The sequence below is a fragment of the Lewinella cohaerens DSM 23179 genome, assembly GCF_000379805.1.
In the GTDB taxonomy this organism is placed as follows: Bacteria; Bacteroidota; Bacteroidia; order Chitinophagales; family Saprospiraceae; genus Lewinella; species Lewinella cohaerens.
The window spans coordinates 64278-87929 of the sequence record NZ_KB903545.1 but is presented as its reverse complement, the minus strand read 5'-3'; the positions used below and the strand labels follow the sequence as shown (position 1 = coordinate 87929).

The window sequence follows — 23652 nt, the reverse complement described above, 5'->3', positions numbered from 1 at the left end:
AGAGGTTCGAAATTTCTTATTTAACAACCACTTCATACTGCCACTGATTATCTTTAGAAAAAACAGTTACATAATATATTCCGGCAGAAAGATCTCCCAGTTCCAATTGTATTTGTTGAGCTTCTTTACTCACCTGCTGGCGAATAAGTTGGCGACCATTTTGATCATACAAACACAAAATTCGTGGGCTGCCTCCCTTTAGCTCAGGTAATCTAACCTGAAGGAAATCAGTTGTTGGATTCGGCCAAGCCGTTGCTTGGTAGGTTCTTTCGGTCAAAGATTCCGTATTATCAGAACCTGACTGCAAACCGATAACAAGAGGTATAAAAAACTGATTATCATTCACTTGACCTAAAGAAGCGGTCTGTGTACTCGCCCAAAAGAAGGTAGCATAAAGGTTGCCTGTCCCTACGAGTTGCATAGCACTATTCGCATCACTGACGGCACCAATATATTCAGGAATACTGCCCGCAGCGAGTCCATCCAGCGCGCCATTTAGTATGCCATTTCCGTTTAATGGCCCGTAGGCTACAAACTGCACAATCGATCCAGTTGGGTCAACTAAAGCGAGGCCACCAGAATCACCCCCCTGTTCAATGTCGTACCAAATGGTGCCGTAGCCATTTTGCTGACTGGGTATTATTTGATTGGATAAATCATCTACTTTAGACTGCCATCCATCTGCATGATATTGCACTGCTGACCAGCCGGTCAATTGACTTCCTGCCGTGCCAACAATTTCAAATCCTTTTTCGGAAGGATTACTAGCTGTATAGCTAATTTCATTGATAAAATAAGAAGCTGATTGAGCATTCAAAACGAGGGAAAAAACCAGCATTACTGGCAACAAAAAATATTTCATATCTGTGTCGTACATTTCTCGTAATTAATAGCATTTAAAATGCTGTAAACCTGCATTTTAAATATAAATACAATATACAGTTTATTGTACTAAAAAGCAACTATTTCCCACTAGGAATCGCAAAAAAATCAGCAATTTCTTTCAATTGGTTTGTTACACTTTTCAACCCGTCTTTTTCTTCCGTTTCTTCTAATATTTTTCGAAATTTTTTAGCGTATTGGGCCCTGCCATTCTCAATATATTTCGCTGCATAATAAAACCCTAGGATTGTTAAATCATTTTCTTCGTTGAGCACTTTGTTTTTTGCTGTTTTCTTGTACCTGCGAAAAGTTTTTTCGACTTGTGCAAAATCCTGCAACGCAAAATTCCCCATTATCAGGGTTGTATAAATCGCATCCAACTTCATTTTGAAAGAAACTTGTTGGTAAAAAAGCAAAAGCGATTCTATATTTTGAACACTTTGGCGAATCATATCCTTGTTCCCCAACAAAAGTAGCCCGGCATAAACCGAACTAAGTCCTACGTATCGTTGCACAAATTTTTCTTCCAGGACAGGTTTGGCCAATATGGCCGCACACCTTTCTCTCAAATGGTCAATTTGCTTTTTTATTTCTTCTGGTAATTCTTGCTCATAATTAGGTTTGTAACTACCATAATAACTACTTACCAAATGGCTGCTTTGAATAAATATAGAATTCAGCTCTGGTAAATTGACAAAGCTATTCCAGAACAGCTCCGTTTTTCCATCTTCCGTAATTTTCTGTGCTTCCAGAAGAATATTGGCAATATTGGGTTGTCGAAAAAGGTAGTGCAGTTTTAAGAAATGCACTTTGGGCATAAGGTTATACAGGTAGGGCTTGATGACATGCTCATTTTTTTGCACGCTTTCCTCAATTTCTATGAGGGTATTAAAATTTTCTTCTGTGAAAAAACTTGGTGCTCTTTGGAGGTAAAGGAGGTAAGAAATGTTTAACCGGGCCAATATTTGTACAGAATAATTGTCTGTTTTTGCCAAATCTTTGAGCCGATTTAATTGCGTTTCATGTTCAGCAGGCGAAATAGCTTTTCCATCAACCGACAATCTACCAGCAATCAACAACTTAATTTCGTTTAGTTGTTGTTCAATAGTTATAAATTCACTAACCTTTTCATAAAGTTTGACCGTTTCCTGCAACGACCCTTCATAAGTAGCCGTTTGTGCCTGAATCTGAAGAACCTTGATCAAGGTTGAAAAATCTTCGACTTTTTCGCAAACATCCCCTAGGATACTTCCCAACTCGATGGCTTCTTCCAATTGGCCGGTATTGATTAACTCTTGGAGTTTTACAATATTAGGCACCAGGTAATTAGGGTAGTTTTTCGCTAAGAAAGAGGTTTGCCGAAAAGTATGATGGGCCAGCTGGAACAGCTTTTTCATGTCCTTTTCATCCGCCGGTTTTTCACCGTAGACCAAGCGATATAACTCCGGAGAATCTTGCTCTACCCGGAAATCTCGATCTATAATATCGACCAAAGCCAAGGGGTAATAAGACCTAACGCTTACCTCTTTTAAGTATTGCCGGAATTTTTGGAGATGAAAATCATCAAGTAATTTAACCGTTTTTTCAATTACTAGCATACCACGCTTGTTTAATGGTGCATGGTCTTTGGGTGTTTTGAAGCGTTATTTGCGGAGATTATTTCGGGCGAAATTCTCCTCAGCACCACACCCCTTGAGTTTTATTTTTTAGGCTGTGCAGCTCGCTTCTGCTCGAAAAGTAATGTTTTCTGGTAAATAAAAAAAACGCCAGCGAAAAACCGCTGACGTTCACTTCAAGAAACGTACACTAAAAGTGTCTGTTTTCGTCTGTTCCTTTTGTATTCAAGTCGATTAGTCCTCACAAATCTTCCCCCGAAAACCTGATAGACCAACCGGCTTTCCTTAATTAAGGAACAATAACGATGGTCTCTGTTCCGGTAGATTCATTTGATCGCCAGTTCAGGAAATAAGTTCCTGGCTGAAGACCACTGACATCTATGGTTTGTGAAGTACCGGATGACAAGATCAAGTTTCGTATGATCCCCCCCCGGGTATCCAGAATTCTGATCTCGAAATCCGACAATATGGTAGCAGAAGGTGCAATCGTCAGATTTGATCTCACCGGATTAGGGTAAGCTTTCAACTGACCGTCTAGCACTTTCCGTTCTACTATTTTGATGGGTGAATAGGAAAATCCCCCCGAATAATCATACTGTACAAGCCGGTAATAGTTCGAGCCAGCCTGTGGTTTTTCGTGGTAAAAGCGGTAGCTTTTTTCCTGAGTAATATTACCCGCGCCATTTTCTTCACCAATGACGGTAAAGTCACGGCCATTGGTCGAGTGTTCAATGGAGAAGTAATCGTTATTTACTTCACCTGCGGTCACCCATTGTAATGCGGTTACTGCATTTTCTTGAAGACGAGCTTCAAAAGAAATCAGGTTCACAGGTAAGGGCGATCCTGCAACTCCCACTCCTAATCCAAGGTTTAACAGAGTATTCAATTCCGCCTCAAGCGTAATATTGCTGGTATTAAAAGTACCTACTAAGGTCGGTTCAAGCGCAATAGTAAAGTCACCGAAGTTTGAGCTATTCACTACGTCAATGGGATTATCGGTGACTGTTACTATTTGCATTTGGGTACGGGAACGGCCGGTTGCAATTTCCCAGGCAATAATTTCAGCCTGGGTAAAATACATCCGAGCCGTAACCGCTTGGGGAGTATTGGGAATATTTTCGCTAACAATTCGCATGGTCTTGGATGCCAATGCATTACTACTTTCTTCATTCCAGAAGTTAACCGCGTTGACACCGGCACTATTCCGGCTGCGGTCTATTGTAATGGAAGTGCAACCAAAATCAAAATCACTGTCATTTTCAAGGGTCATCAATAAGCGGCCACTCACTGGATCGTAAACATTCATAGTAGACTGTGGCCCAAAATCGTAAGCAGGCGCATTTGCGGTATTTACTTCTTCTTGTACTAAAACGGGTGCGCGGCTGCTTCCTTTGATACGAACATTGTCAATATTTAAAGGTGGATCGAAGGCAACCAATTCATCATTTTCCCACCGAAAGGCCAAGCGCATATTGGCACATCCATTAGCGGATGCCGGCAAATCCAGCGTCATATCAGTAGCCATCAGTTCATTCACCAAAGGCTCACTGATGACTGTCCAATTTTGGCCATTATCATTAGAAAAAAGTACGGTGCCGTAATCGAAAAGGTCGCCAGTAGTCGCATCTTGTTCGCCAAAGCAGACATAATCGAAGGAAAGTTCCAGGTCGGTAAACAAGGAAGCATCAATTACAGGAGAAATCAACATCACATTGGCTCCCGTGAAACCATCATAGCTATGCAGGTTGGCAGGCAAATCAGTACGGCTGATGTAGACACTTTGAGCGATACCTGTTGCCGGGCTGCCTGCAACCCATTCAACATTGGCTCCACCGACACTTTGCTGGGTCCAATTGCCTAATCCTGTCGTAAAACCCTCCTGAAACAAGGTCACATTAGGCTGAAAACCAGCCAATTCCGGAGAGTAGTCATCATCAGCAAGTAAAAGGGTGTGTGCCTGGCGATAGTTCGCGGCAACACCTGCTCCTGATACATCGATAATTTCCAGATTAATGCTTTCCAAGGATTCAATTTTTGTGTCTTCATAGATATCTACGAGAAGGTCAATTGAAGTGGATGTTCCGGAGGAAAAAATAATTGTATTATTTAATAATTCGTAATCTTCGTCATCAGCAGTGCCGCTGGATACTGCGACCGTCACCGTTACTGTACCTGAAGGAACCTCTGTAATTTCTAACCCAACGGCTACTTGCCCAATATTGCAGCTGCTTCCCTCTGTCACCGAACTCATAGAAGTACTAAAAGCGACATAAGCCTGTGGCGGAAATAATGCAGGAGAAAAGGGCAACTCCATCCGGCGAGGAGAGTTCAACATTACGGTACGGGCACGTGTTTTTTGATCTTCAGTGAAGATATTCATACAAGCATCATCGCTATAATCCATATAGTTTTCGACCATGTCTTCCGTTGGATCGGCCATTGGATCGTCTATAAGATTGCAAGGAGACGTTTTATCTTCCGGACAACCGTAGTTGGCCATATCTGAATTTGGGGTGTCCTCACAAAAATCATCTTCAGAACAACTACATCCAGGAACCGGTGCACCAAGGTTACAGCCCAAGCCATCTCCCCAGATATGGCGCAAACCAATCCAGTGCCCTACTTCGTGCGTTGCTGTTCGGCCCAAATGATAAGGAGCATCCAATAGAAAAGAACCATCATCAAGGTCGGCAGTACCAAAACTTTGGTAACGAATAACCACCCCATCTGTCGTTGCTTCTTCGCCAGAAGTAGGAAGGCCAGCCAATCCGGAGCCTTCAGGAAACTGAGCATATCCCAGTGTGGTATCATCTGGCGCAACAAACTTCACCGACCACATATTCATATATTCGGTAGTTTCCCAAACGGTAGCTGCTTTAATAGTGTTTTCCAGATCATCAACCGTTACACCATCCTGGTTGATGTTGCGGCGATTAATGCCATTGGTGGCAGAGCCATCGGGGGCTGTTTGAGCCATTACGAATTCTATCTCTAAATCTGCCCCAACCGGGTTTTCATTATAACCTCGAGAATTGAAAATTTTACGAAAATCCTCGTTCATTACCTGTATTTGTGAAAGCGCTTGAGCATCTGTAATATTTGGAGCGGTACCAATGGCTTCTCCATTATGAAGAATGTGTACCACTACCGGAATTTGAATGACCACCGCCCTATTTGGCCCTGTCTTTTTGCGGGTTTTGTACTCTGCAACCTTCGGTGCCAGCCATTCTTCAAAGGTTTGGATAGAAGGTAAATTGGGATTATTCATTTGGCGAATAGCATTCACCTCTACTGAGGAACAGCGCCGTAGGCCATCCGGTCCTACGGCCTGTTCCTGGAGTAGTGTCGAAAAGGAAACTTGGGTGTATGTGGCTCCTATCACTAAAAAAAGCGCCAGGAGTGTTGTGAGTAGTTTTTTGGAGCTATTGAGTGTAGTGTAGTTTCTCATGATAAAATGTTTTGTGTACGTTTTCTTTCGTTCTTTCTTGATACATCAAAACTACGGCCAGAATGAGGGATTCATCCTCTAATCTGATATTTGAAAAAGCATGGGAAAAAAAGGAACCCAATCGAAATTCCGATTGGGTTCCGGAACTATTAATTCAGAAATGTTTCTTTAGACTTGTTCCTCTTACTCGACAATCAACTTCTTGCTCACCAAGTTGTCTCCTTCCTGGATTTGCACGAGATAGATACCAGCAGGCCAGTTGCTTACATCTAAAGATTGTTGCTTATTGTTCATCTCGCTTGTATACATCACTTGGCCACGCGCATCCATCACTCGGAGAGCTGCTGCTTCTGTCCAGTTGTTACGGAAGATTTGAACTTGGGTAGAACTTGGATTAGGAGCCAGTTCAAAATCACTGCTCACTGTAGCCAAAGTGTTGTTGCGGGCCGAAGGAACAGCTTGTGGTGTAGTGCTTTGCCCTTTTAGTTCTGTATTATTTACATCGAGAATAAGTATCTCGTCGGTAGCTTGTCCGGTGACAGCACCATTAGCCATAGAGAAGCTAGCGGTATTGGTTACTGTATATGGGTCATTGACCAACTCTACATCATCAATAAACCATCCTTCTGCGGCAGTCAGTACATCCGAAGCAAAACGGTAGCGTAGGCGCAAGGTTTGTCCTGCAAATGGGCTCAAGTCTGCCATTGAATGGATAAATGCTCCAGAGTTACCGCCGAAGCAGAAGCCATTGATCAGTGGGTTATCCGCTACAGCTACAAAGTTGTTGTAACCATTTTCTACAAACAATGGGCCGAGGTCTGTCCAGGTTATTCCATCATCATTTGAGACCTCTACCATCCCGCCATCAAAGTTTTCTTCTGTGTTGAAACGGTGGGCAAAGCGTAGGTGGGTGCCACTAGTTACATTTAATGGTTCGTTCCAGGTGAGGGTAAGGTTACTGAAATTGTCTGGGTTAGTTGTTTTGAACGAATAGTTGCCACTGAAGGCGTCTTCTGTCGTCCAAACGAATTGGTTTAAGCCAGGAGATACTGTCCAACCAAATGGATTGGCTTCCAGGTCATCGCGCAGTAGCATTTCTGCTTGACTAGGAGTGTTTACGTTCAGGGTAAGGGTGATGGTGTAGGTACTGTTGGCAGGTACACTGATACCCGAGAAAACAAGCTCATTTCCAGCAGATACAAAGCTATCAGAAGCATTAACCACGGTGGTTCCGGCAGGCATTTCTTCTGTTACTTCGATTCCTCCGATAGCCGTTTCAGCGTTATTGACAATATTAATTTGTACTTCCATTGTACCGCCATTGCTGGCCAAACTCACTACTTCTGTCGTCATCTCTACCGAAGGCAGGCAATAGGTCGCTGGCATATCAAAAGCTTCTGTCTCATCACCGCGGCCATTGGTCCCCGACTGCGCACTGAAGCCCAGGCCGCGCTTGGCAAACGCTTCCCAAATCAGGCACTTGTTGGCACCACCATACAGGAGCTGATCAGCCGCGAGGATAGCATCACGTTGTTCCACGAAAGTGGGAGAACAAGGCTGCAACTTCAAACCAGTCATGACCAATTGGATCGCTATATTATTACCGCCATTACCATTCATGATATCCGTATCATAACCATAGGCATCTACCAGTTTAGCTGTCATTTCCCACAGCATGGTGGCCCAGATAAAGCCAACACCATGTGGGGCTGAAATTTCACTGTTGTTTAGATCTCCATACGTGTAATCGTTGATAGAAAAATCCGTGCTGTAACGTGCAGGGCGAATGCCGTCTCCGTCAGGAGCTTCCCCGAAAACGTAAGAACCAATACCACGGCCTTCTGCAAATACGGCAGGTACGCTATTGGGGTTCATGGTAATCATATAGCCAAAGAAATCACTCCAGCCCTCACCGCTTTGCTCATCGCCACCAAGGCAAGTAGCTGCCGGGCCGCCCGTCAGGCGAGTAGAAATACCGTGGCCATATTCGTGTAGAATAACACCATTGTCAAAATCGCCATCAATCAGTGGCACACCTGTCCAAAGAAACATCTGCATCCGACCAGGCAGGCCATCCGCCAAAGTCAGGAAATTGGCATTATCAACCCCTGAACCGTCTTGTGCTTCTGCTAAAACAGCATCGTTTCCTGCACCACCACGCCCGAAGTTGGTAGACTGAAAGTTACCTGCTGCTTCGGTGAAGCCGTAAGGGTAGAAAATATCGTGGATCAAGTTGTTCCAGTAAAACAGGTTGGTAATCGCTGCATCGCGAAAAGCAACTGGAGGCAGGCTGAGGTCGGCATCAAAATCAAAAACCAATGGCTGCTGGCCAGGCAAACCACCTACCGCAGGAATACCAGTGCTAAGAGGACCAGGATCCTGGTAGGCATATACATTGTTTCCTTTGGTAATATTGTGCTGCAATAAACCATCATTGTGCCAGCCTAGCGGAGAAGCTGTTGGATCGCCACTAGTGCCCACCAGTGTGCGCTCACCGAAGGTTGGTGCTTCAATCGGCGCATCGTATACGCGGTAGAAATTAGCGCCGGAGAAGGCTGCTGTAGCGGCGCTTTGCTCAGTAGACTTTAGCATTTGTTCCAGCTTATTGGGTTGGGTTAATTCGCACGCTTGTCCGTGGGTATGGTCGTGGCTTTCGTTTTTACTAAACTGACAGTGGATGACCAGATCCTGGCGGTTCAACTCGCGGCCGCTGCGGGCATCGAGGTACATTTGCCAGTAGTTATTTTCATCGAGCGTGTAGATTCCTACCTCCCAGGCGAGGGTAAGATCACCGCTCCGGTTGATGATATACACCAACCTGGCAGGGATGTCCATTGCTGTATAAGCTGTTTGCTCAAAAACGTAGCTGTTAGCATTTTTGGTGGTTTTTTGAGTGAGTTTATCTGCTGCAACACCTAGATTGCCTAAAGCCGCCTCTACTGCTTCTGCGGCACTGAGGCTGGCTTGTTGGCCACGGGTTTTCTGTGCCAGATTAGCTGTAAAGTGATCGGCATGATAGGCCAATTTTCCGGTGCCATCGAAATGCAGTCCACCTTGCGCATCTACAATAGGAATACCTTGGTACTGCTGTTGTACATATACATGGGTGAGGCCCGATTTTTCATCCGTATACTGAGCCGTAATTTCCAGTTCATTAAAATCTGCATCCTGAATACGGTCGCTCTTCTCTTGTAGTAAGATTGTTCTTACGTCGTCTGTCGTATAGGTTTTCTGTGCCATTAATCCTGTGCAAAAGAGAATGCCGGCCAGGAGTAAACCGTAGGGCTTAAAAAAGCTATTGTGTGGTAGTGTGTACGAATTCATTATATCTGATTTATAAGTTTGTAACAATGAGAAGAGGTTGATTTCAGAAAGGCACTGTTCTTCCTCTTGTTACAAATGTGCAGCAAAACCGGGCCGAAAGACCGCTCGTCTGATATTTGAAAAAGCATGGGAAAAAAAATCAGAAAATAAATTCTCACCCCTATCAGTTCTTAGGTTGATACATTTTTTTCCATGAATATTTTCCAAAAACACATCTTATGACTTATCAAAATGGAAGTTTCAGTACATTAATTATCGTACTGATATTCAGCTTTTTATCTTGCGAAAAAGACAACAACAGCGACCAACTTCAAGGAGAAGTAGAGGTCGAAATCACAGATGCTCCGGTAGATGACGCGGGTGTTCAGGCGGTCTTTGTCACCATTGCCGATGTACGGATTGATGGCCAATCACTCAATGGATATTCAAAAACATCACTGGATATTATGGCTTACCAAAACGGGAATACCGAATTATTAGGCGCTTTGGATTTGGACGCAAAGACTTACAGCAACATCACTTTGGTGCTTGATTATGAAACCGATGCTAGTGGCAACAGCCCCGGCTGTTACGTTCTCGATGAAAACGGTAATAAGCAGCCCGTTCGCAGTACCAGTGACGAAGTGCGGATCAGCAATAATTTCGACATCATTGCCAATCAAACCACCAAGCTTTTAATTGATTTCGATTTGCGTAAGTGCCTGACCAGAGAGGACAGTCCTACCCAACAAGATGAATATGAGTTTGTGAGTAGTAGCCGTTTCAATAGTTCGCTGAGGTTGGTCAATCGCAACGAAAGCGGTGTCATTGCTGGTAATTGCCAGGATTTCGTTTCCAATAGTGAAACCCTGGTGGTATTTGCTTACCGCAAAGGGACCTACAACCGCGACAATGAGGTAAGTGGCGAAAACGATCTTACATTCCAAGGTGCTGTAACGAGTGCTGTCGTTGCTAATAATGGTGACTATGAGCTCCATTTTCTAGAAGCAGGCGATTACGAAATTCACTTTGCTGCTTTTAAAGACGAAGACAATGACGGTACCACTGAGCTACAAGGCACCCTCCTATTAGATGCTATTACAAGTATTGACCTGGGAGCTATTAAAGTGGATGCACAAGCAACAGTTACCGCCAATGTAATTGTCACAGGCATTATTCCTTTATAAAAATGAACATTATTAATTAAACCTGAGTTAGAAGGGTATCCATCATCAGCGACGGGTACCCTTATTATTAACCTATGAAATCTTACTGTTTCATTCTTCAATTTTTTCTACCTTACCGCTGAACAATACTTTAATGACTAACAATTTCGAAAAAAGGGATCAACTAGAGCAGCAAATTGCGCTCCTCCTCAGCCGGTCAGACCGTGCTGCGATTGATCTTATTTATCAAAATTATGCAGAAACACTACTGGGGGTTATCAAACGTATTGTAGGTTCACACGAGATTGCAGAAGAGGTTCTCCAAGATACTTTCATAAAAATCTGGAAAAACGCACTCAAATACGAGTCAGGGAAGGGAAGGTTATTTACCTGGTTTGCCAATATTGCTCGTAATACAGCTATCGACAAGGTGCGTTCTGCAGGTTTTCGTAAAAGCCGGGAAACCACTAGCACCGAAAATCTCGTAAGTATTGATGTATTGGGAAGTGAAGAGTCGAAAATAGCAGACGCTGGCCTCCAGAAAGTCCTCGACTCCATCGACCCCAAGTACCGCCAACTGATTGACCTTGCCTATTTCCAGGGGTATTCCCAAAGAGAAATCGAAAAAGAACTCGGTATTCCTCTCGGGACAATAAAAACCCGCCTGCGAAAAGCAATTGATCTGTTGCGCGAACAACTTAAGGATGATCATCTCAAGCAACTTTTGACGATCATCGTTACATTAACGAACCTTTTAAACGATTGGCACTGACGTGGACATCAAAGCATACATAGCATCTGGCATTTTGGAGCAATACGCTTTCGACCTGCTCTCTCCTACCGAGAGAAGCGAGGTAGAAGCGAATATCCAGAAACATCCCGAGCTGGTAGAAGAATTGCGTCAGATAGAGTACGCCATAGAGAAATATCTTTCCCTTTATCAGGATACTCCGAGCCCTGACTTTCAACAACGACTCAACGACAGCCTGGAAAGTGTAGTCCCTGACCCATTGCCTACACCTCCAACAACTCCACCTACTGGTGGTGGTGCAAACGGATGGCTCACTGGGCTCGCAATCATTGCCCTGGCTGCCGCCGCTTGGTTGTTCTTTGACAACCAACAAAAAGACCGTAACTATCAGGAGCTTGCTACTGAATACCAAAACCTGCAACTGGATTGTGATGAAACTACTGAAACCAACCGTGGTTTACTCAACCAACTGCAGACCATTCGCCAGTCGGGCAATAGCCTGATACAAATGCGGGGAACAGATAAAGACACAACGGCTTTCGCCTCAATCATTTACAACGCCGAGACGAAGAAATCTTACCTTGACATCGTTAACCTCGCCACCCCTGACGCCGACAAGCAATACCAGCTGTGGGCTATCGTGGGCGGTATTCCTGTAGACATGGGTGTCTTTGACGTTACCGTTGATACCAACAGCACGCTTCAAGAAGTACCTTTCATTGAGAATGTCCAGGCCTTTGCGGTTACACTGGAACCTAGAGGAGGTAGTGAAGTACCTACGCTGGAGGAAATGGTGGTAATTGGTACAACTGGGTAAGAGTGCTCGTTTCACTCGCGGGAGTGTTCTTCCGATAAATCGGAATCACGGAGGTGCTCGTTCCTCGCGGTGGCCCTCTCTTTATGAATCGGGAAGAACACAAATCACACTTCCACATTCGTTTTTACCAATAACTTCTCGCCTTTTTGCAAAACAGATTTTGGCAGGTTATCCTGGATCACATCATTCAGCTTCAGGAGTAGATGCTTTTTAGGGTCATTATTTAAAAAAATCATACTTATTTCCCTTGCTCTTACCGGGCCGGCTATCTTTTTGATCATATCTTCATGGCTGGGAGATACATTGAGGGTTGCCAGCTCTGGAAGAAAAGTAAGGCCGCCTTTATGTTCAACAATACGGCGCAATGCTTCGATGGAGTTGCTTCCGTATTCCAATTGAGGTTTCTGTTTATTCAAACGAGTAAGTTGGCACATATTGTTGACCTGATCGCTGAAGCAATTCCCTTCATTGAGGAGCCACAAATCCTCTGTTCTAATATCTTCCAAATTAACCTCAGGCTGTTGAAAGAAGGGGTGTTTGTAAGAAACGTAAAGGAAGAATTTCTCAAAAAACAATGGGACATACTGAAAAGCCAACTGGCTGGCTATCGGTGTGGATATTATCCCACCATTGAGTTCACCATCCAGAATACCACGTACAATATCTTTGGTCATCATCTCCTGAACATTAAGCTTGATTCTGGGATGTTTTTGCTGTAAGTCCTGAATAAAAAACGGCACCAAGTAAGGAGCAAGCGTAGGAATAATTCCAACGGTTAAAGAACCTTCCACATCCTCTTCCAATTGGAGGGCAAACTCCTTGAGTTGTTGAGCTTCCAACAATACCATTTGAGCCCTTTCCAGAAAACGCCTCCCTGTGGGCGTTGCTTTAATAGGTTTAGTTTGCCGGTCAAAAACAGCAAACCCCAGCTCATTTTCCAGCTTTGTAATCTGCTGGCTGATCGCTGGCTGACTGAGGCCAGCCCTTTTTGCAGCCTTGCTGAAAGATCCGGTTTTCCTTAGATGAAAGGCATACTCAAGCTGTTGAAGTGTCATGGTCTTTTCTTCCTTTTATAAGCAAATCTAATAACACAATCACGGGTATTATAATTACTTATTGTAATTTTGGAAATTAATTGACGAGGCTATAACTTAAGGGATGAGGAAATAAATAATCTACGCAAAGGACGTAGCAAATTTTTCTTTAGACAAATCAGATTTTTAGCAGCATAGCGGGCTACGCAAGGAAAATCTGATGATGGATAAAGCAAAATTTGTAGGAAGATGTGTAGATTATTTTTTGCGAACTCCCTAAACTCCTGAAAGGATGAATTTTTTTGATGCAATCCGTGTTGGTAACTTAGAAGAAATAAAAGCTCAACTTGCTGACAATCCTGCCCTAGCAGAACAAAAAGATGCCCGGGGATTCACACCGCTTGTGATGGCAACCTATAGTGACCAAATGCCCGTTGTAAAAGTTCTTTTGGCTGCGGGTGCCGATATCGACGAACAGGCTGGGGCTGGCAATACCGCATTGATGGGCGTATGTTTCAAAGGCTCCGAAGAGATGGCCAATCTACTATTGGATCACGGTGCCGGGGTGAATATTCAAAACACAAACGGAGCGACAGCACTCATTTTCGCTGCCACGTACGGCCACACTGCTATAGCGCAAATGCTCCTCGAAGCGGGCGCTTACAGAGGCCTAAAAGATACAGATGGCAAAACAGCGCTGGACCACGCTAAACACCAAGAGGTGGCCGAACTGCTAAAGACTTCGTAAATAAAGCATGAGACTGCCTAAAATCATCAAAAAAGCTTTCACCTAAAACATGCACTCTCTAATGCAAAAACCTATCATCGAAGCTTGTGTAGAAACGCTCAACGAAGCAATCACCGCTGCCCAACGAGGAGCAAACCAGCTAGAATTGTGTAGCGATTTGGCACAGGATGGCCTAACGCCAGCACTCGCACTTACCAAGCGTACCTTAGCAGCAGTCGATATTCCGATCAAAGTGATGATTCGCCCCAGGGGAGGAGATTTCGTATTCACACTGGAAGAACTGCGCCAAATGTGGGATAGCATTATGGAATTCCAGAAAGTAGGCATTCAACATTTCGTTATCGGGATGGCTACCCCAGAAAACAAGTTGGATATCGCTGCCATTAGTGCCCTGTGCACGGCATTTCCGGAAGAAGAATTCACCTTGCATAAAGTGATTGACTATGTAACTGATCCGCTCGCCAGCATTCCGGCGCTCAATCAAATAACCAACCTTACCAGTATCCTCACCTCTGGTGGTGCTCCTACCGCACTGGAAGGTGCTGAACAGATCATGGCCATGCAAAGCTTACTACACCCATCAAAACATATCATTGCCGCCGGCAAAATCACCAAAGGTAACCTAGCTCAGGTACAAAGCAAGATTCCGGTCCCTGCCTATCATGGGCGGCGGATTGTGGGGGACTTGTAGGTAGTGGAATTTGGTACTACGGTTGAAGGTAAGAAGGTATTTCCTCTAAAAGTTTTAGTTGTTTTTTTACAACAAAACTGATATAACTATTGCTATATTTATTCCTCAAAACATTCAATAATGAGGAATACTCTACTCTTGCTACTGGCACTCACTTTGTTTGCCTGTACCCCTACCCAGCAAGTTACCCAAACCACTACGGTAACCACCACTACCTCCACCGTGCCTCAACAGGCCGTCACGGAAGAGGTAATGACCACGCCTGCGGAAAATCCCAAGGCTTTTTACAACAAAACAGAGCACTACATCACCATGCGTGATGGGGTCAAGCTCTACGTTGCGGTGTACACGCCTAAGGATGCCAGCCCGGAGAACCCCTATCCTATTATGCTCCAGCGCACCTGCTACAGTGCCCAACCTTATGGCGCAGATCAGTACCCGGAAGATTTCAGCCGCCTTCAGGAATTGGCCAACGAAAAGTACATCTTCGTCTTCCAGGATGTTCGTGGCCGCTGGATGAGCGAGGGCGCCTTCGACAATATGCGTCCCTATGTTCCCAACAAAAAAGCTACTAGCCAGATTGATGAAAGCAGCGATACCTACGACAGTATCGACTGGTTGGTAAAAAACCTCCCAAACAACACCGGCAAGGTCGGTGTATGGGGTATTTCCTACCCAGGCTTTTACTCGACTTGCTCGCTCATCGACGCGCACCCGGCGCTAAAGGCGGTAAGCCCGCAAGCCCCGATCGGTGATTTCTACTTTGATGATTTTCATCACAATGGGGCTTACACCTTGGCGTACTGGTCTGTCAACAACCTTTTTGGCATCCAAAAAACAGCACCTACTAGCGAAGCTTGGTACCAGTTCCCGAACATGGGGCCTGACCCCTATGATTTTTACCTCAGACACACCCCGCTTTCCAAGCTTGATGCCGTCACCGACCAAGACAATTTCTTCTGGAAGGAGATCATGGCCAACCCTGACTACAATGAGTTTTGGCAAAAGCGCAACATCGTTCAGCACCTCAAGAACATTCGCCCAGCAGTAATGACCGTCGGTGGTTGGTTTGATGCCGAAGACCTCTACGGGCCACTCATGACTTATGGTAATATTGAAAAATGGAACGACAAAGCCTACAACACCATCGTCATGGGCCCTTGGAGTCATGGCGACTGGTCGCGCCGCAAAGGCCGCCAAGCCGTCAGTAATGTCTTCTTCGGTGAAAACATCAATGAAGACTATCAGGCCGATGTCGAAGCTCGTTTTTTCCACCACTGGCTCAAAGGCCCTGCCGATGGCGAAACCGGCCTCGCCGAAGCCCACATGTTCGATTGTGGCACCAAAGTATGGCGCGACTTCGCCAACTGGCCACCGGAAGACGCCATAGAACAAAACCTCTTCCTCAGCGAGAAAGGTCGAATTTTGGAAGAAGGCGAAAAAACGGAATCAGCCTCTACTTCTTTCATTAGCGATCCGGCTCATCCGGTGCCTTTTAATACCGACATCAAGCCGCTCTTCATTCCGCGCAAATACATGGCCGACGATCAGCGTCACGTAGCACGCCGCCCGGACGTCCTCACTTTCACTACAGAGCCCCTCACCGAAGACCTCACCCTGGCCGGGCCTATCAACGCCCAGTTGTTCGTCAGCACCACCGGCACTGATGCCGATTGGATTGTAAAAGTCATCGACGTTTACCCCGACAATCACCCCGACTACGAAGAAACCCAGGATAACCTCACCATGGGCGGCTACCAGCAATTGGTTCGGGGCGAGGCCTTCCGCGGTCGTTACCGCAACGGCTTCGAAAAAGGCGTACCATTTGCCCCCAATGAAATCACCGAGGTCAGCTGGAAGCTACAGGATGTGATGCACACCTTCAAAAAAGGACACCGCCTCATGATTCAGGTCCACAGCAGCTGGTTTCCTTATGTCGACATGAATCCTCAGACTTTCGTGCCCAATATCTTTGAGGCCACCGAAGAGGATTTTCAGGCCCAGGAGCACAGTCTTTATCATGCAGGGGAATACCCTAGCAACATCAAGGTGAGTGTTCTTACAAGGTAACAAGGTATAAGTACAAGGTACAGGGTACAGGGTACAGGGTACAAGGTACAGGGTACAAGGTAAATTCATGAATTTACCTTATCCTCACCGCTTTACCTTGTAAGAACACTCACCGCTTTACCTTGTTATCACGCTTTATTGAACCACCAAAGGCACTTAAGTAATCTCTTAGGTGCCTTTGGTGGTTCAAATTATGCAAAAGCACCAAATCACTTATGCTTTTCATCTCTAAGAAAAAACATGCCTTATGAGATGGTTACCCTTCTTCCTTCTGTTTAGCGGTGGTTTTGTTTCCGCCCAAGTTTGCAACCTGGCTGCTTTTCCTAAAGACCAGGATACACCCGAAATGATGTTCAACACGTCAGAAGTCATGCCGCTGTTACTCCTCAAAACCAAGGACGCGGGGGCCGACTACCGCAAACAGGCAGAGCAGCAGATGCTCCACTTCATCTACAGCAATTTGCGTTACCCTCCTATTAGCCGTAGCAGTTGCATTAGTGGCACCATTGTCGTTTCGTTCACCATCACCGCAGAGGGGCTTATTGACCCCGCATCCATCAACTGTGTACGTGATATCGGTGGTGGCTTTGGCGACGAGGGCAAGCGTCTCATACAGCTCATGGCCGACTTGGGTTGGCAGTGGGTTCCCGCTACCCAATGTGGAAAGGCCGTCCCTGTTCGCTTTAATTTACCTATCAGAATTAGGCTTGAGTAATTATTCTTTTGGCATCCCCGCCACCTGCGGGGCGGCCGGGCTATCCGGCGCTAGCGAGCGCCTACTATCCCTGGCTGTGCTCGCTCCGCTGCGCCGAGCTCCCCTGTTCGGTCCGCTGCTTTCTGTTAAAAAGTATAGTCAAATTTGACATAGTTAGGAATCCTAACTATATTTGTACATCAATTACTTTTTAACCACTCAAAATATTCAAAACAATGAGTAAATCTATCTTTTACCACGCCGGTTGCCCAGTATGCATCAGTGCAGAGCAAGACATCATCAGCCTCATCGGAGTCAACAATGTTGAAGTCGTCCATCTAGGAAATGACAGAAACAAGATTGGAGAGGCCGAAAATGCAGGCGTAAAATCAGTGCCTGCCCTGATCACACCAAACGGCAATGTTCTTCACCTCAACTTCGGAGCCTCTATGGCTGATGTAAAAGGATAAGTTTCCTATTTATCGTAGCATCCGCCATATTGGTGGGTGCTACATATATTCAATCAAAAGCAATCTATAAAATGGAAAAAACCACCGCTAAAAAAGTTAATGTATGGGATACCTATGTCACTAAAAAAGACGGTAACATCATGCATTTTGATATTATTGCTCCAGTAAAAATCATGGACACCAACACTATCTACAACTATGGTAAAGAATACCTCAAAACAAAAGGCCAGGCAGATCAGCCGCTCGCGTCCAAGCAATGCCGTCTTTGTCATATAGAAACTCTCCGCCCGGAGTGGGAGGATGAAATTGCAGAAAAGGGCTACTTTATCATCGAAATGGAAGGCTGTTCGTAGAATCACCACGTTTCTCTTGATTAGGATTACTAACTTTACGGGTGGTATTTTTTTTTCACATAGCGTATCAGGATGAGTAAAAGTCCATTTGACCCAGCCAGACAAAACATTAACCTGACAGCAAAAATCACCTCAGGTCTCGAAAGAATCGCAGGTGTATTCAGGGTGTTATTATGGGATCACGCCAAAACAATCGGATTGAGCCCTATTCAGATCCAGCTACTGATATTTGTNGCTCACCATGACGATGGCTTGTGCAATGTCAGTCATTTGGCCAAGGAGTTTAACCTGACCAAACCTACCATTAGCGATGCATTAAAGGCCCTGGTCCAAAAAGGCCTGGCGGAAAAAGTGCCTTCCAAATTAGACAAAAGGGCTTTCACTATCATATTAACCCCAAAGGGCAAAGAAGCGGTAGCTGCAACAGAGCTTTTCGCCAGCCCTGTCGAAGCTTCCATCAATAAATTAAGTGCGCCGGATAAGGAACAGTTGTTTTCTTCCCTACAAGAACTGATATTCGGACTTAACAAGGTTGGCATTATCACCGTTCAGCGCACCTGTTTTGGATGTCGTTTCTATGAGCAAAAGCCCGACGGGCATTTCTGTAATTTCCTAGGCAAAACCTTACTGACTAATGAGTTACGCATTGATTGCCCGGAATTTGAAGCGTCATAAAAAACGATCCGTTATGCCCCGCTTTTTTAAACCACCAAAGACACCTAAGTGATTATCTTCTTAAGTGCCTTTGGTGGTTCAAATCCTCCCTCTCCGCTAAGAGCTTGTTGGCCGTAAATTGAACCATACAAGGGATTGTAAGGTCACATAAGTACTTTTAAAGAGGTTCTTAATGTTCCTTGTTCGGCGGTGGTTATACCTATATCGACACAATACACTGCCTCCTATCGCTCCCACCCATTANCCTCTCTATCCTCTTCAAAAAGCAGTAAATCTGGATCAAGTACGATCCTATCCGGCCGTTCTATCAGCATAAATTGCAGGTCATTTTGGATGGCCGTCACCTTTATTCTCCTCTTCGAGATCAAGACTTCCCCAGCGTCGGTGTTTTTATAAAACCCTACTTCGATGTAGTCCTGCAAGGGCAAAGATTGGGTCTCTCCTATTTGAAGATGATCTCCTGCGGCATTGGTAAATGTTCTTTGGCCACTCTTGTTGGCGCGGTACTTGGTCACCTGGCAAGATAGGTTCACCTCCCATTTCTGGTTTGTATTCGACCTAAGCTCCACGTTTTGCAGCTGGTTGTCATAAAGCGTAATGGTCTCAAAATAATCTTCCAGCAGGTATTGCAAACTATCCGGTATATCTTTTTGCAAATGTGCGATCAGCTCCAGCGAGGTCGGGTAAGGCGGTGGTGCATACCGGCGGGCGGCCTCATATTTGGCAAGACTACTATTGAGTGCTTCTTCACTCCAGTAATCACTTAGCGCGTAGAAAGCCAGGCCTCCTTTGTAGTAATTCAGGTAATCTTGCCCTTCTTTGGCCAGGATCAGTGGTGTTTCATCGCCGCTTTGGGCGCGCGTACGCAAGTAGACGTCATGCATCGTTTTCCGGAAGGCACTTAGTCGCTTTTCTCCTAACTCCTGTTTCATAACTTGCATTGCAATGTACTCCGACAGGGCCTCGGTGACGAGTTTTCCGCCGTCCACATTGGCGGGGTCTACGCGGTGCCCCCACCAGTAGTGTGCGACCTCATGGGCAGAAGAATAAAAAGGTATATCAAGCGCCTCTTCACCCGTAGTCTCCACTTTACAGAGAAATAGTGCCTCCGAATATGGAATCAAATTCCCGTTCAGGGTCGCATGAGTACCCTCTGTAAGCGGAAATTCTATAAGGCGTAAGCTATCATAATCCAAAGATCCAAACCACCGACTACAATAATCCAGCGAAGACTGAATCCCCTCCACCAGATTGTCATAATTACGACCGTGGGCAGGGTCATGATAAATTGCCAAGCCAATTCCTTCCGCAGCCGCCGTCTTGCGGACATAGCGCCCCGATAGCCACGAGATATTATTAGTAATCCATCCATCTGAGCGGTAATGGGCGTAGTGGCGGTCACCCTCCGTCCAGGAACGCACCAGTTTGCCCATCGAAAAAGCTTCTTGGTCAGCAGCGGTACTCACTGTGGTTTCGTAGACGATACGATCCATATTGTTTCCGGTAAAAGTATAGCCCAAAAGTGTCGTATCTGAGGGTAGAAGCTCCCGGTTTTCGCGAGGAGGCAGGCCGTATTTTGCTCTTTTCTCTTTCCCACTCAAGAAAAACTCCCTAAAACCAAGGCGAGGTAAAATATTCGCGGTGATGTAAGTACCGTTTTGGGTTACCCTACTGTTATCGTGCAAAAGCGTATTGGGATAGTTTCGTACTGAAAAATTCATCGCCAGTGTATCGCCTTTGGCCAGCGGTTGGTCAAGCGCCCACACATCAAAACGTACCTCTTCGTCATTACTGACCAACTTGTGGGGTTGTAGCAACTCGTATTCGGTAATCTCCCTAAAACTTTTAGTAACCAGAATGGTATCAATGGCTTGCTCCAGTTTGTTAACAAAATATAGCTGGCCGCTGGCGGTAAAGTCACGTTTTTCCGGATAGATGTCCATTTTGATATCAGCCCCGGCGATCATTGGTTGGGGATAGCCTTGAAAACGTAGGTATCGCTGTTCGTTCAAGGCCGATATGCGCTGTTGCTTAGCGGTGGTGTATTGGGCCGTCGCCCAAACATTTTCTTCCATGTAAAGGTAACCGCCCATTAAAAGGAATAAGACGCTGGACAAAATAATTGGTGTTCGCAATCCACTGTTGAACCGCTGAACAACCACTTGCCAGCGTTCTCGCCAGGTAAATACAATGCCACGTCGCCACCATAGTAAACTGAGCATTAAAAAAACAATTCCCAATACCAGCCAATAGCTTTTAAAAGCATAATACAGTGGCAAGATAGTCCCATAACCCGTCAGCTCTGAATAGCTAAAACCTACGGTGATGCCTGGCACCTGATTGAACTGAATAATGCTTTCGCGCAAGAACGGCCATTTCAGGTAGTCACCAATTACGCGTAACCCCGCTACCCCCGTTGGTAGGAGCAGCAGCAAAAAGAACCCGAGGTACATATTCTTTACCACGGTTTGCACCAACATGGCCACACAAGCCCAAATCACAAAATGGATAAACTGTAGGCCCAGCAATTCAAAAACATAATGCCATAGCTCGTAGCGGTAATACCCCTGCAGCGTCTGCGCCAGTATCCCCGCTATCATTACCAAGCCTAAAAGCAACAACTGCATCAGTAGCACCGCCACTAATCTTGACAACATCAGTAACCAATCCGGCTGAGGCACTGTATCTACCAGTGGGCCCATACGGGTGGTTTGCCCCCGAAACTGAAGTACTCCGATGTACAGGAAGGTCAACAAATTGATCACCAGACTGAAGATAAACATCGGCACCTTGAGCATCCGCCCCGTGGTGGGTAATATATCAAAACCGTACATGGGGTTCATCTGGTGCTGCTGAAAATAGACCAACATAAAACCCGCAAAAAGCATCACCAGGAAGGGCCAACTCAGTACGATATAACGACAATCTGCCTTCGCAATTTGCCAGAGCGTCTGGAGTCGCTGGGTAAGCCCAAACTGATAGCCAACCTGGGGCATTTGCGCCGGAGAAAAGGAGATCGCTCGCCGTTGAGTGACGACATTACTATTCTTGCTCTTCTTATTTTGAGAAAACTGCTGAAAATTGAACCTGCGATAAACATAAGCACCAACCATCACCGCTACCGACATCCACAACAACCGATTATGCAAAATCACCCCACTCACGGGCAAAGCTTCTTCATTACGCGCAGCCGTGGTCCAGAATCTTACAGAATATTTCACCGCAGTATCTCCGACCGGGTCCAGCAAGGCGGCCCAGTATCCAAGGTCTTCTCCGCTTAGTAAGCCACCCAACAAGCCCTGAAAGACAATCACCAAAATGATGGTCACAAAACCAGCGTATACATTGCGCGTCAGGGTGACAATAGCAAAAACAAGCACTCCGAACAGTAGCATATTGGGCAAAATATACACCGCATACAACTGCACATAAGCCCCAAATTCAAACGGCAAGAGCACTTCCTTATTGACGCCTGGCATCTGCGTTCCCAACACAAAACCAAAACCAATCGTTAGCACCACCGCTGCTGTTACAAGGTAGGCCGCCAGAAATTTCGCCGCCAAATAGCTAGGCTTTGTAATCGGATAGGCATACAACAAGGTGTACATCTCGCTTTTAAAATCGCGGTATACTGCCGCCCCCAGCGTCGCGGGCAACACAAACAGCATCAGCAAACTAAGGTAGTTGCTCATGAAATTGATCCGAAAGTGAGAGTTCAGCATTTCAGCATCCGGCCCACCGGTGGCTTCGGCCGCCATTCCCCACATGGTAGCCAGGGAGATAACAAACAGCAAGCCACCAAAAAGATAGACATAAGGCTGACGCAGCCAGTGGTTAATTTCGGTACGAAAGATGGTTAGGAACATGTTTTTTTTAAGTGTAAGGGTGTTAAAGTGGAAGGGTTTCAAAAGTGGAAGCGTGGAAGGGTAAATAACTTTTACACCCTTACACCTACCCAACTTTTACACTATTACACCGCCCTCCTCCTGCCCGAGCGCAGCGAAGTAGACGTCTTCCAGATTGGGTGTTGTGGCAACAAAATCGGCGGTGGGCTGCTGCTTGCTCCATACGCGTACGCGGAGGCTATTGTCTCGGTTGTAAGCAGAGGATAGCACCAGATGAGTAGCAGCAGTTTGGGGCAGTAACTCGCGGGGGATGCTCGTCGTCCAAACCTGTCCGGCCAAGTCGGCGATGGCGGCTTCGGGGTGGGTATGCTGTAGGAGTCGGCCATTGTTCATGATCGCCATATCCGTGCAGAGGTCCTTGATGTCATCAACGATATGAGTGGAGAAGATGACGATATTCTCGGTACTAATTTCCCGCAGGATGTTCAAAAACCGCTGCCGCTCCGCTGGGTCCAAGCCGGCGGTGGGTTCGTCGACGATGATCAACTTGGGTTTATTGAGTAAGAGTTGTGCAATACCAAATCGCTGCTTCATACCACCAGAATAGCCGCTGACATGCTTTTTCCTCACCGCCGTCAGGTTGGTCACTTCCAGGCAGTAATCGATCAATGTTTTGCGTTCTTGACGAGAGCTTATCCCCTTCAGGTTTGCCAAGTAATCGAGTAATCGGTCCGCAGACATCCGAGGGTATACCCCAAAAGCTTGTGGCAAGTACCCCAGCTTATAACGCAGCGCCATCGGTTGTGCCAATACATTGATTCCGTCAAAGGTGATCTCACCATTATCTGGTTGTTGTAAGGTAGCTATCGTTCGCATGAGGGTAGATTTACCAGCGCCGTTGGGGCCAAGCAAACCAAACATCCCGGTACCGATCTCTAAGGACAGGTTATCCAGGGCACGGACGCCGTTGGGGTAAGTCTTGGTGAGCTTGTCTATTCGTAGTTCCATATTTAGTATTGCGCAGAAAATAAAATGCGATTTTGTTTTCGTGCTGTTCTTTAGCGAGTTAGATTAAACAATGGTACAAAT

General features: G+C 45.7%; 16 protein-coding genes. 10 read left to right on the top strand and 6 right to left on the bottom strand.

Annotated features, from left to right (window positions below; translation table 11 throughout):
- Positions 1-16 precede the first annotated feature (16 nt).
- From A3EU_RS0114445 to A3EU_RS32850, 4 genes are all read right to left on the bottom strand, one after another.
- Positions 17-862 carry a T9SS type A sorting domain-containing protein gene (locus A3EU_RS0114445; protein WP_044085942.1) on the bottom strand — a complete coding sequence of 282 codons (846 nt, stop codon included), beginning with the start codon at positions 860-862 and terminating at the stop codon, positions 17-19.
- Between the two features lie 100 nt (positions 863-962).
- Complete coding sequence (locus A3EU_RS0114440) at positions 963-2480, bottom strand: hypothetical protein (RefSeq protein WP_020536891.1); 1518 nt, start codon at positions 2478-2480, stop codon at positions 963-965.
- Between the two features lie 307 nt (positions 2481-2787).
- Positions 2788-5946, bottom strand: coding sequence for a T9SS type A sorting domain-containing protein (locus tag A3EU_RS32855; RefSeq protein ID WP_020536890.1), 3159 nt, complete (start codon positions 5944-5946; stop codon positions 2788-2790).
- 183 nt (positions 5947-6129) lie between these two features.
- The gene (locus tag A3EU_RS32850) at positions 6130-9270 is read right to left on the bottom strand and encodes a M36 family metallopeptidase (RefSeq protein ID WP_020536889.1); all 3141 of its coding nucleotides are present in this window, start codon (positions 9268-9270) and stop codon (positions 6130-6132) included.
- 218 nt (positions 9271-9488) lie between these two features.
- On the opposite strand from A3EU_RS32850, the gene A3EU_RS0114425 reads away from it, so the two are divergent.
- The 3 genes from A3EU_RS0114425 (at position 9489) to A3EU_RS0114415 (ending at position 11983) form a co-directional block, all read left to right on the top strand.
- Positions 9489-10436: a DUF4382 domain-containing protein gene (locus tag A3EU_RS0114425; protein WP_020536888.1), complete on the top strand. Its 948-nt coding sequence runs from the start codon at positions 9489-9491 to the stop codon at positions 10434-10436.
- Between the two features lie 133 nt (positions 10437-10569).
- On the top strand, positions 10570-11187 hold the full coding sequence (locus tag A3EU_RS0114420) for an RNA polymerase sigma factor (protein WP_020536887.1): 618 nt from the start codon (positions 10570-10572) through the stop codon (positions 11185-11187).
- Position 11188: 1 nt separating this feature from the next.
- Positions 11189-11983 (top strand): anti-sigma factor, encoded by a 795-nt coding sequence (locus A3EU_RS0114415; protein WP_020536886.1) that lies wholly within the window; start codon positions 11189-11191, stop codon positions 11981-11983.
- Between the two features lie 104 nt (positions 11984-12087).
- On the opposite strand, the gene A3EU_RS0114410 is transcribed toward A3EU_RS0114415, so the two are convergent.
- The gene (locus A3EU_RS0114410) at positions 12088-13038 is read right to left on the bottom strand and encodes a hydrogen peroxide-inducible genes activator (protein WP_020536885.1); all 951 of its coding nucleotides are present in this window, start codon (positions 13036-13038) and stop codon (positions 12088-12090) included.
- 271 nt (positions 13039-13309) lie between these two features.
- On the opposite strand from A3EU_RS0114410, the gene A3EU_RS0114405 reads away from it, so the two are divergent.
- The 7 genes from A3EU_RS0114405 to A3EU_RS0114375 all read left to right on the top strand — a co-directional run bounded on the left by A3EU_RS0114405 (position 13310) and on the right by A3EU_RS0114375 (position 18718).
- A complete protein-coding gene (locus A3EU_RS0114405; RefSeq protein ID WP_020536884.1) occupies positions 13310-13765 on the top strand; it encodes an ankyrin repeat domain-containing protein in 456 nt (151 codons plus the stop codon).
- A gap of 61 nt (positions 13766-13826) precedes the next feature.
- Positions 13827-14456 carry a copper homeostasis protein CutC gene (locus tag A3EU_RS0114400; protein WP_020536883.1) on the top strand — a complete coding sequence of 210 codons (630 nt, stop codon included), beginning with the start codon at positions 13827-13829 and terminating at the stop codon, positions 14454-14456.
- A 120-nt stretch (positions 14457-14576) separates the two neighbouring features.
- Positions 14577-16526 (top strand): CocE/NonD family hydrolase, encoded by a 1950-nt coding sequence (locus A3EU_RS0114395; RefSeq protein ID WP_020536882.1) that lies wholly within the window; start codon positions 14577-14579, stop codon positions 16524-16526.
- A gap of 247 nt (positions 16527-16773) precedes the next feature.
- A complete protein-coding gene (locus A3EU_RS30515; RefSeq protein WP_020536881.1) occupies positions 16774-17241 on the top strand; it encodes an energy transducer TonB in 468 nt (155 codons plus the stop codon).
- Positions 17242-17456: 215 nt separating this feature from the next.
- On the top strand, positions 17457-17690 hold the full coding sequence (locus A3EU_RS0114385) for a thioredoxin domain-containing protein (protein WP_020536880.1): 234 nt from the start codon (positions 17457-17459) through the stop codon (positions 17688-17690).
- A 71-nt stretch (positions 17691-17761) separates the two neighbouring features.
- A complete protein-coding gene (locus A3EU_RS0114380; protein ID WP_020536879.1) occupies positions 17762-18043 on the top strand; it encodes a DUF2024 family protein in 282 nt (93 codons plus the stop codon).
- A 72-nt stretch (positions 18044-18115) separates the two neighbouring features.
- Positions 18116-18718, top strand: a complete 603-nt coding sequence (locus A3EU_RS0114375; protein ID WP_026211402.1) for a MarR family winged helix-turn-helix transcriptional regulator — start codon at positions 18116-18118, stop codon at positions 18716-18718.
- A gap of 3962 nt (positions 18719-22680) precedes the next feature.
- Here the strand turns inward: A3EU_RS0114375 and A3EU_RS0114365 are convergent.
- Positions 22681-23571, bottom strand: coding sequence for an ABC transporter ATP-binding protein (locus tag A3EU_RS0114365; protein ID WP_020536876.1), 891 nt, complete (start codon positions 23569-23571; stop codon positions 22681-22683).
- Positions 23572-23652: the final 81 nt, after the last annotated feature.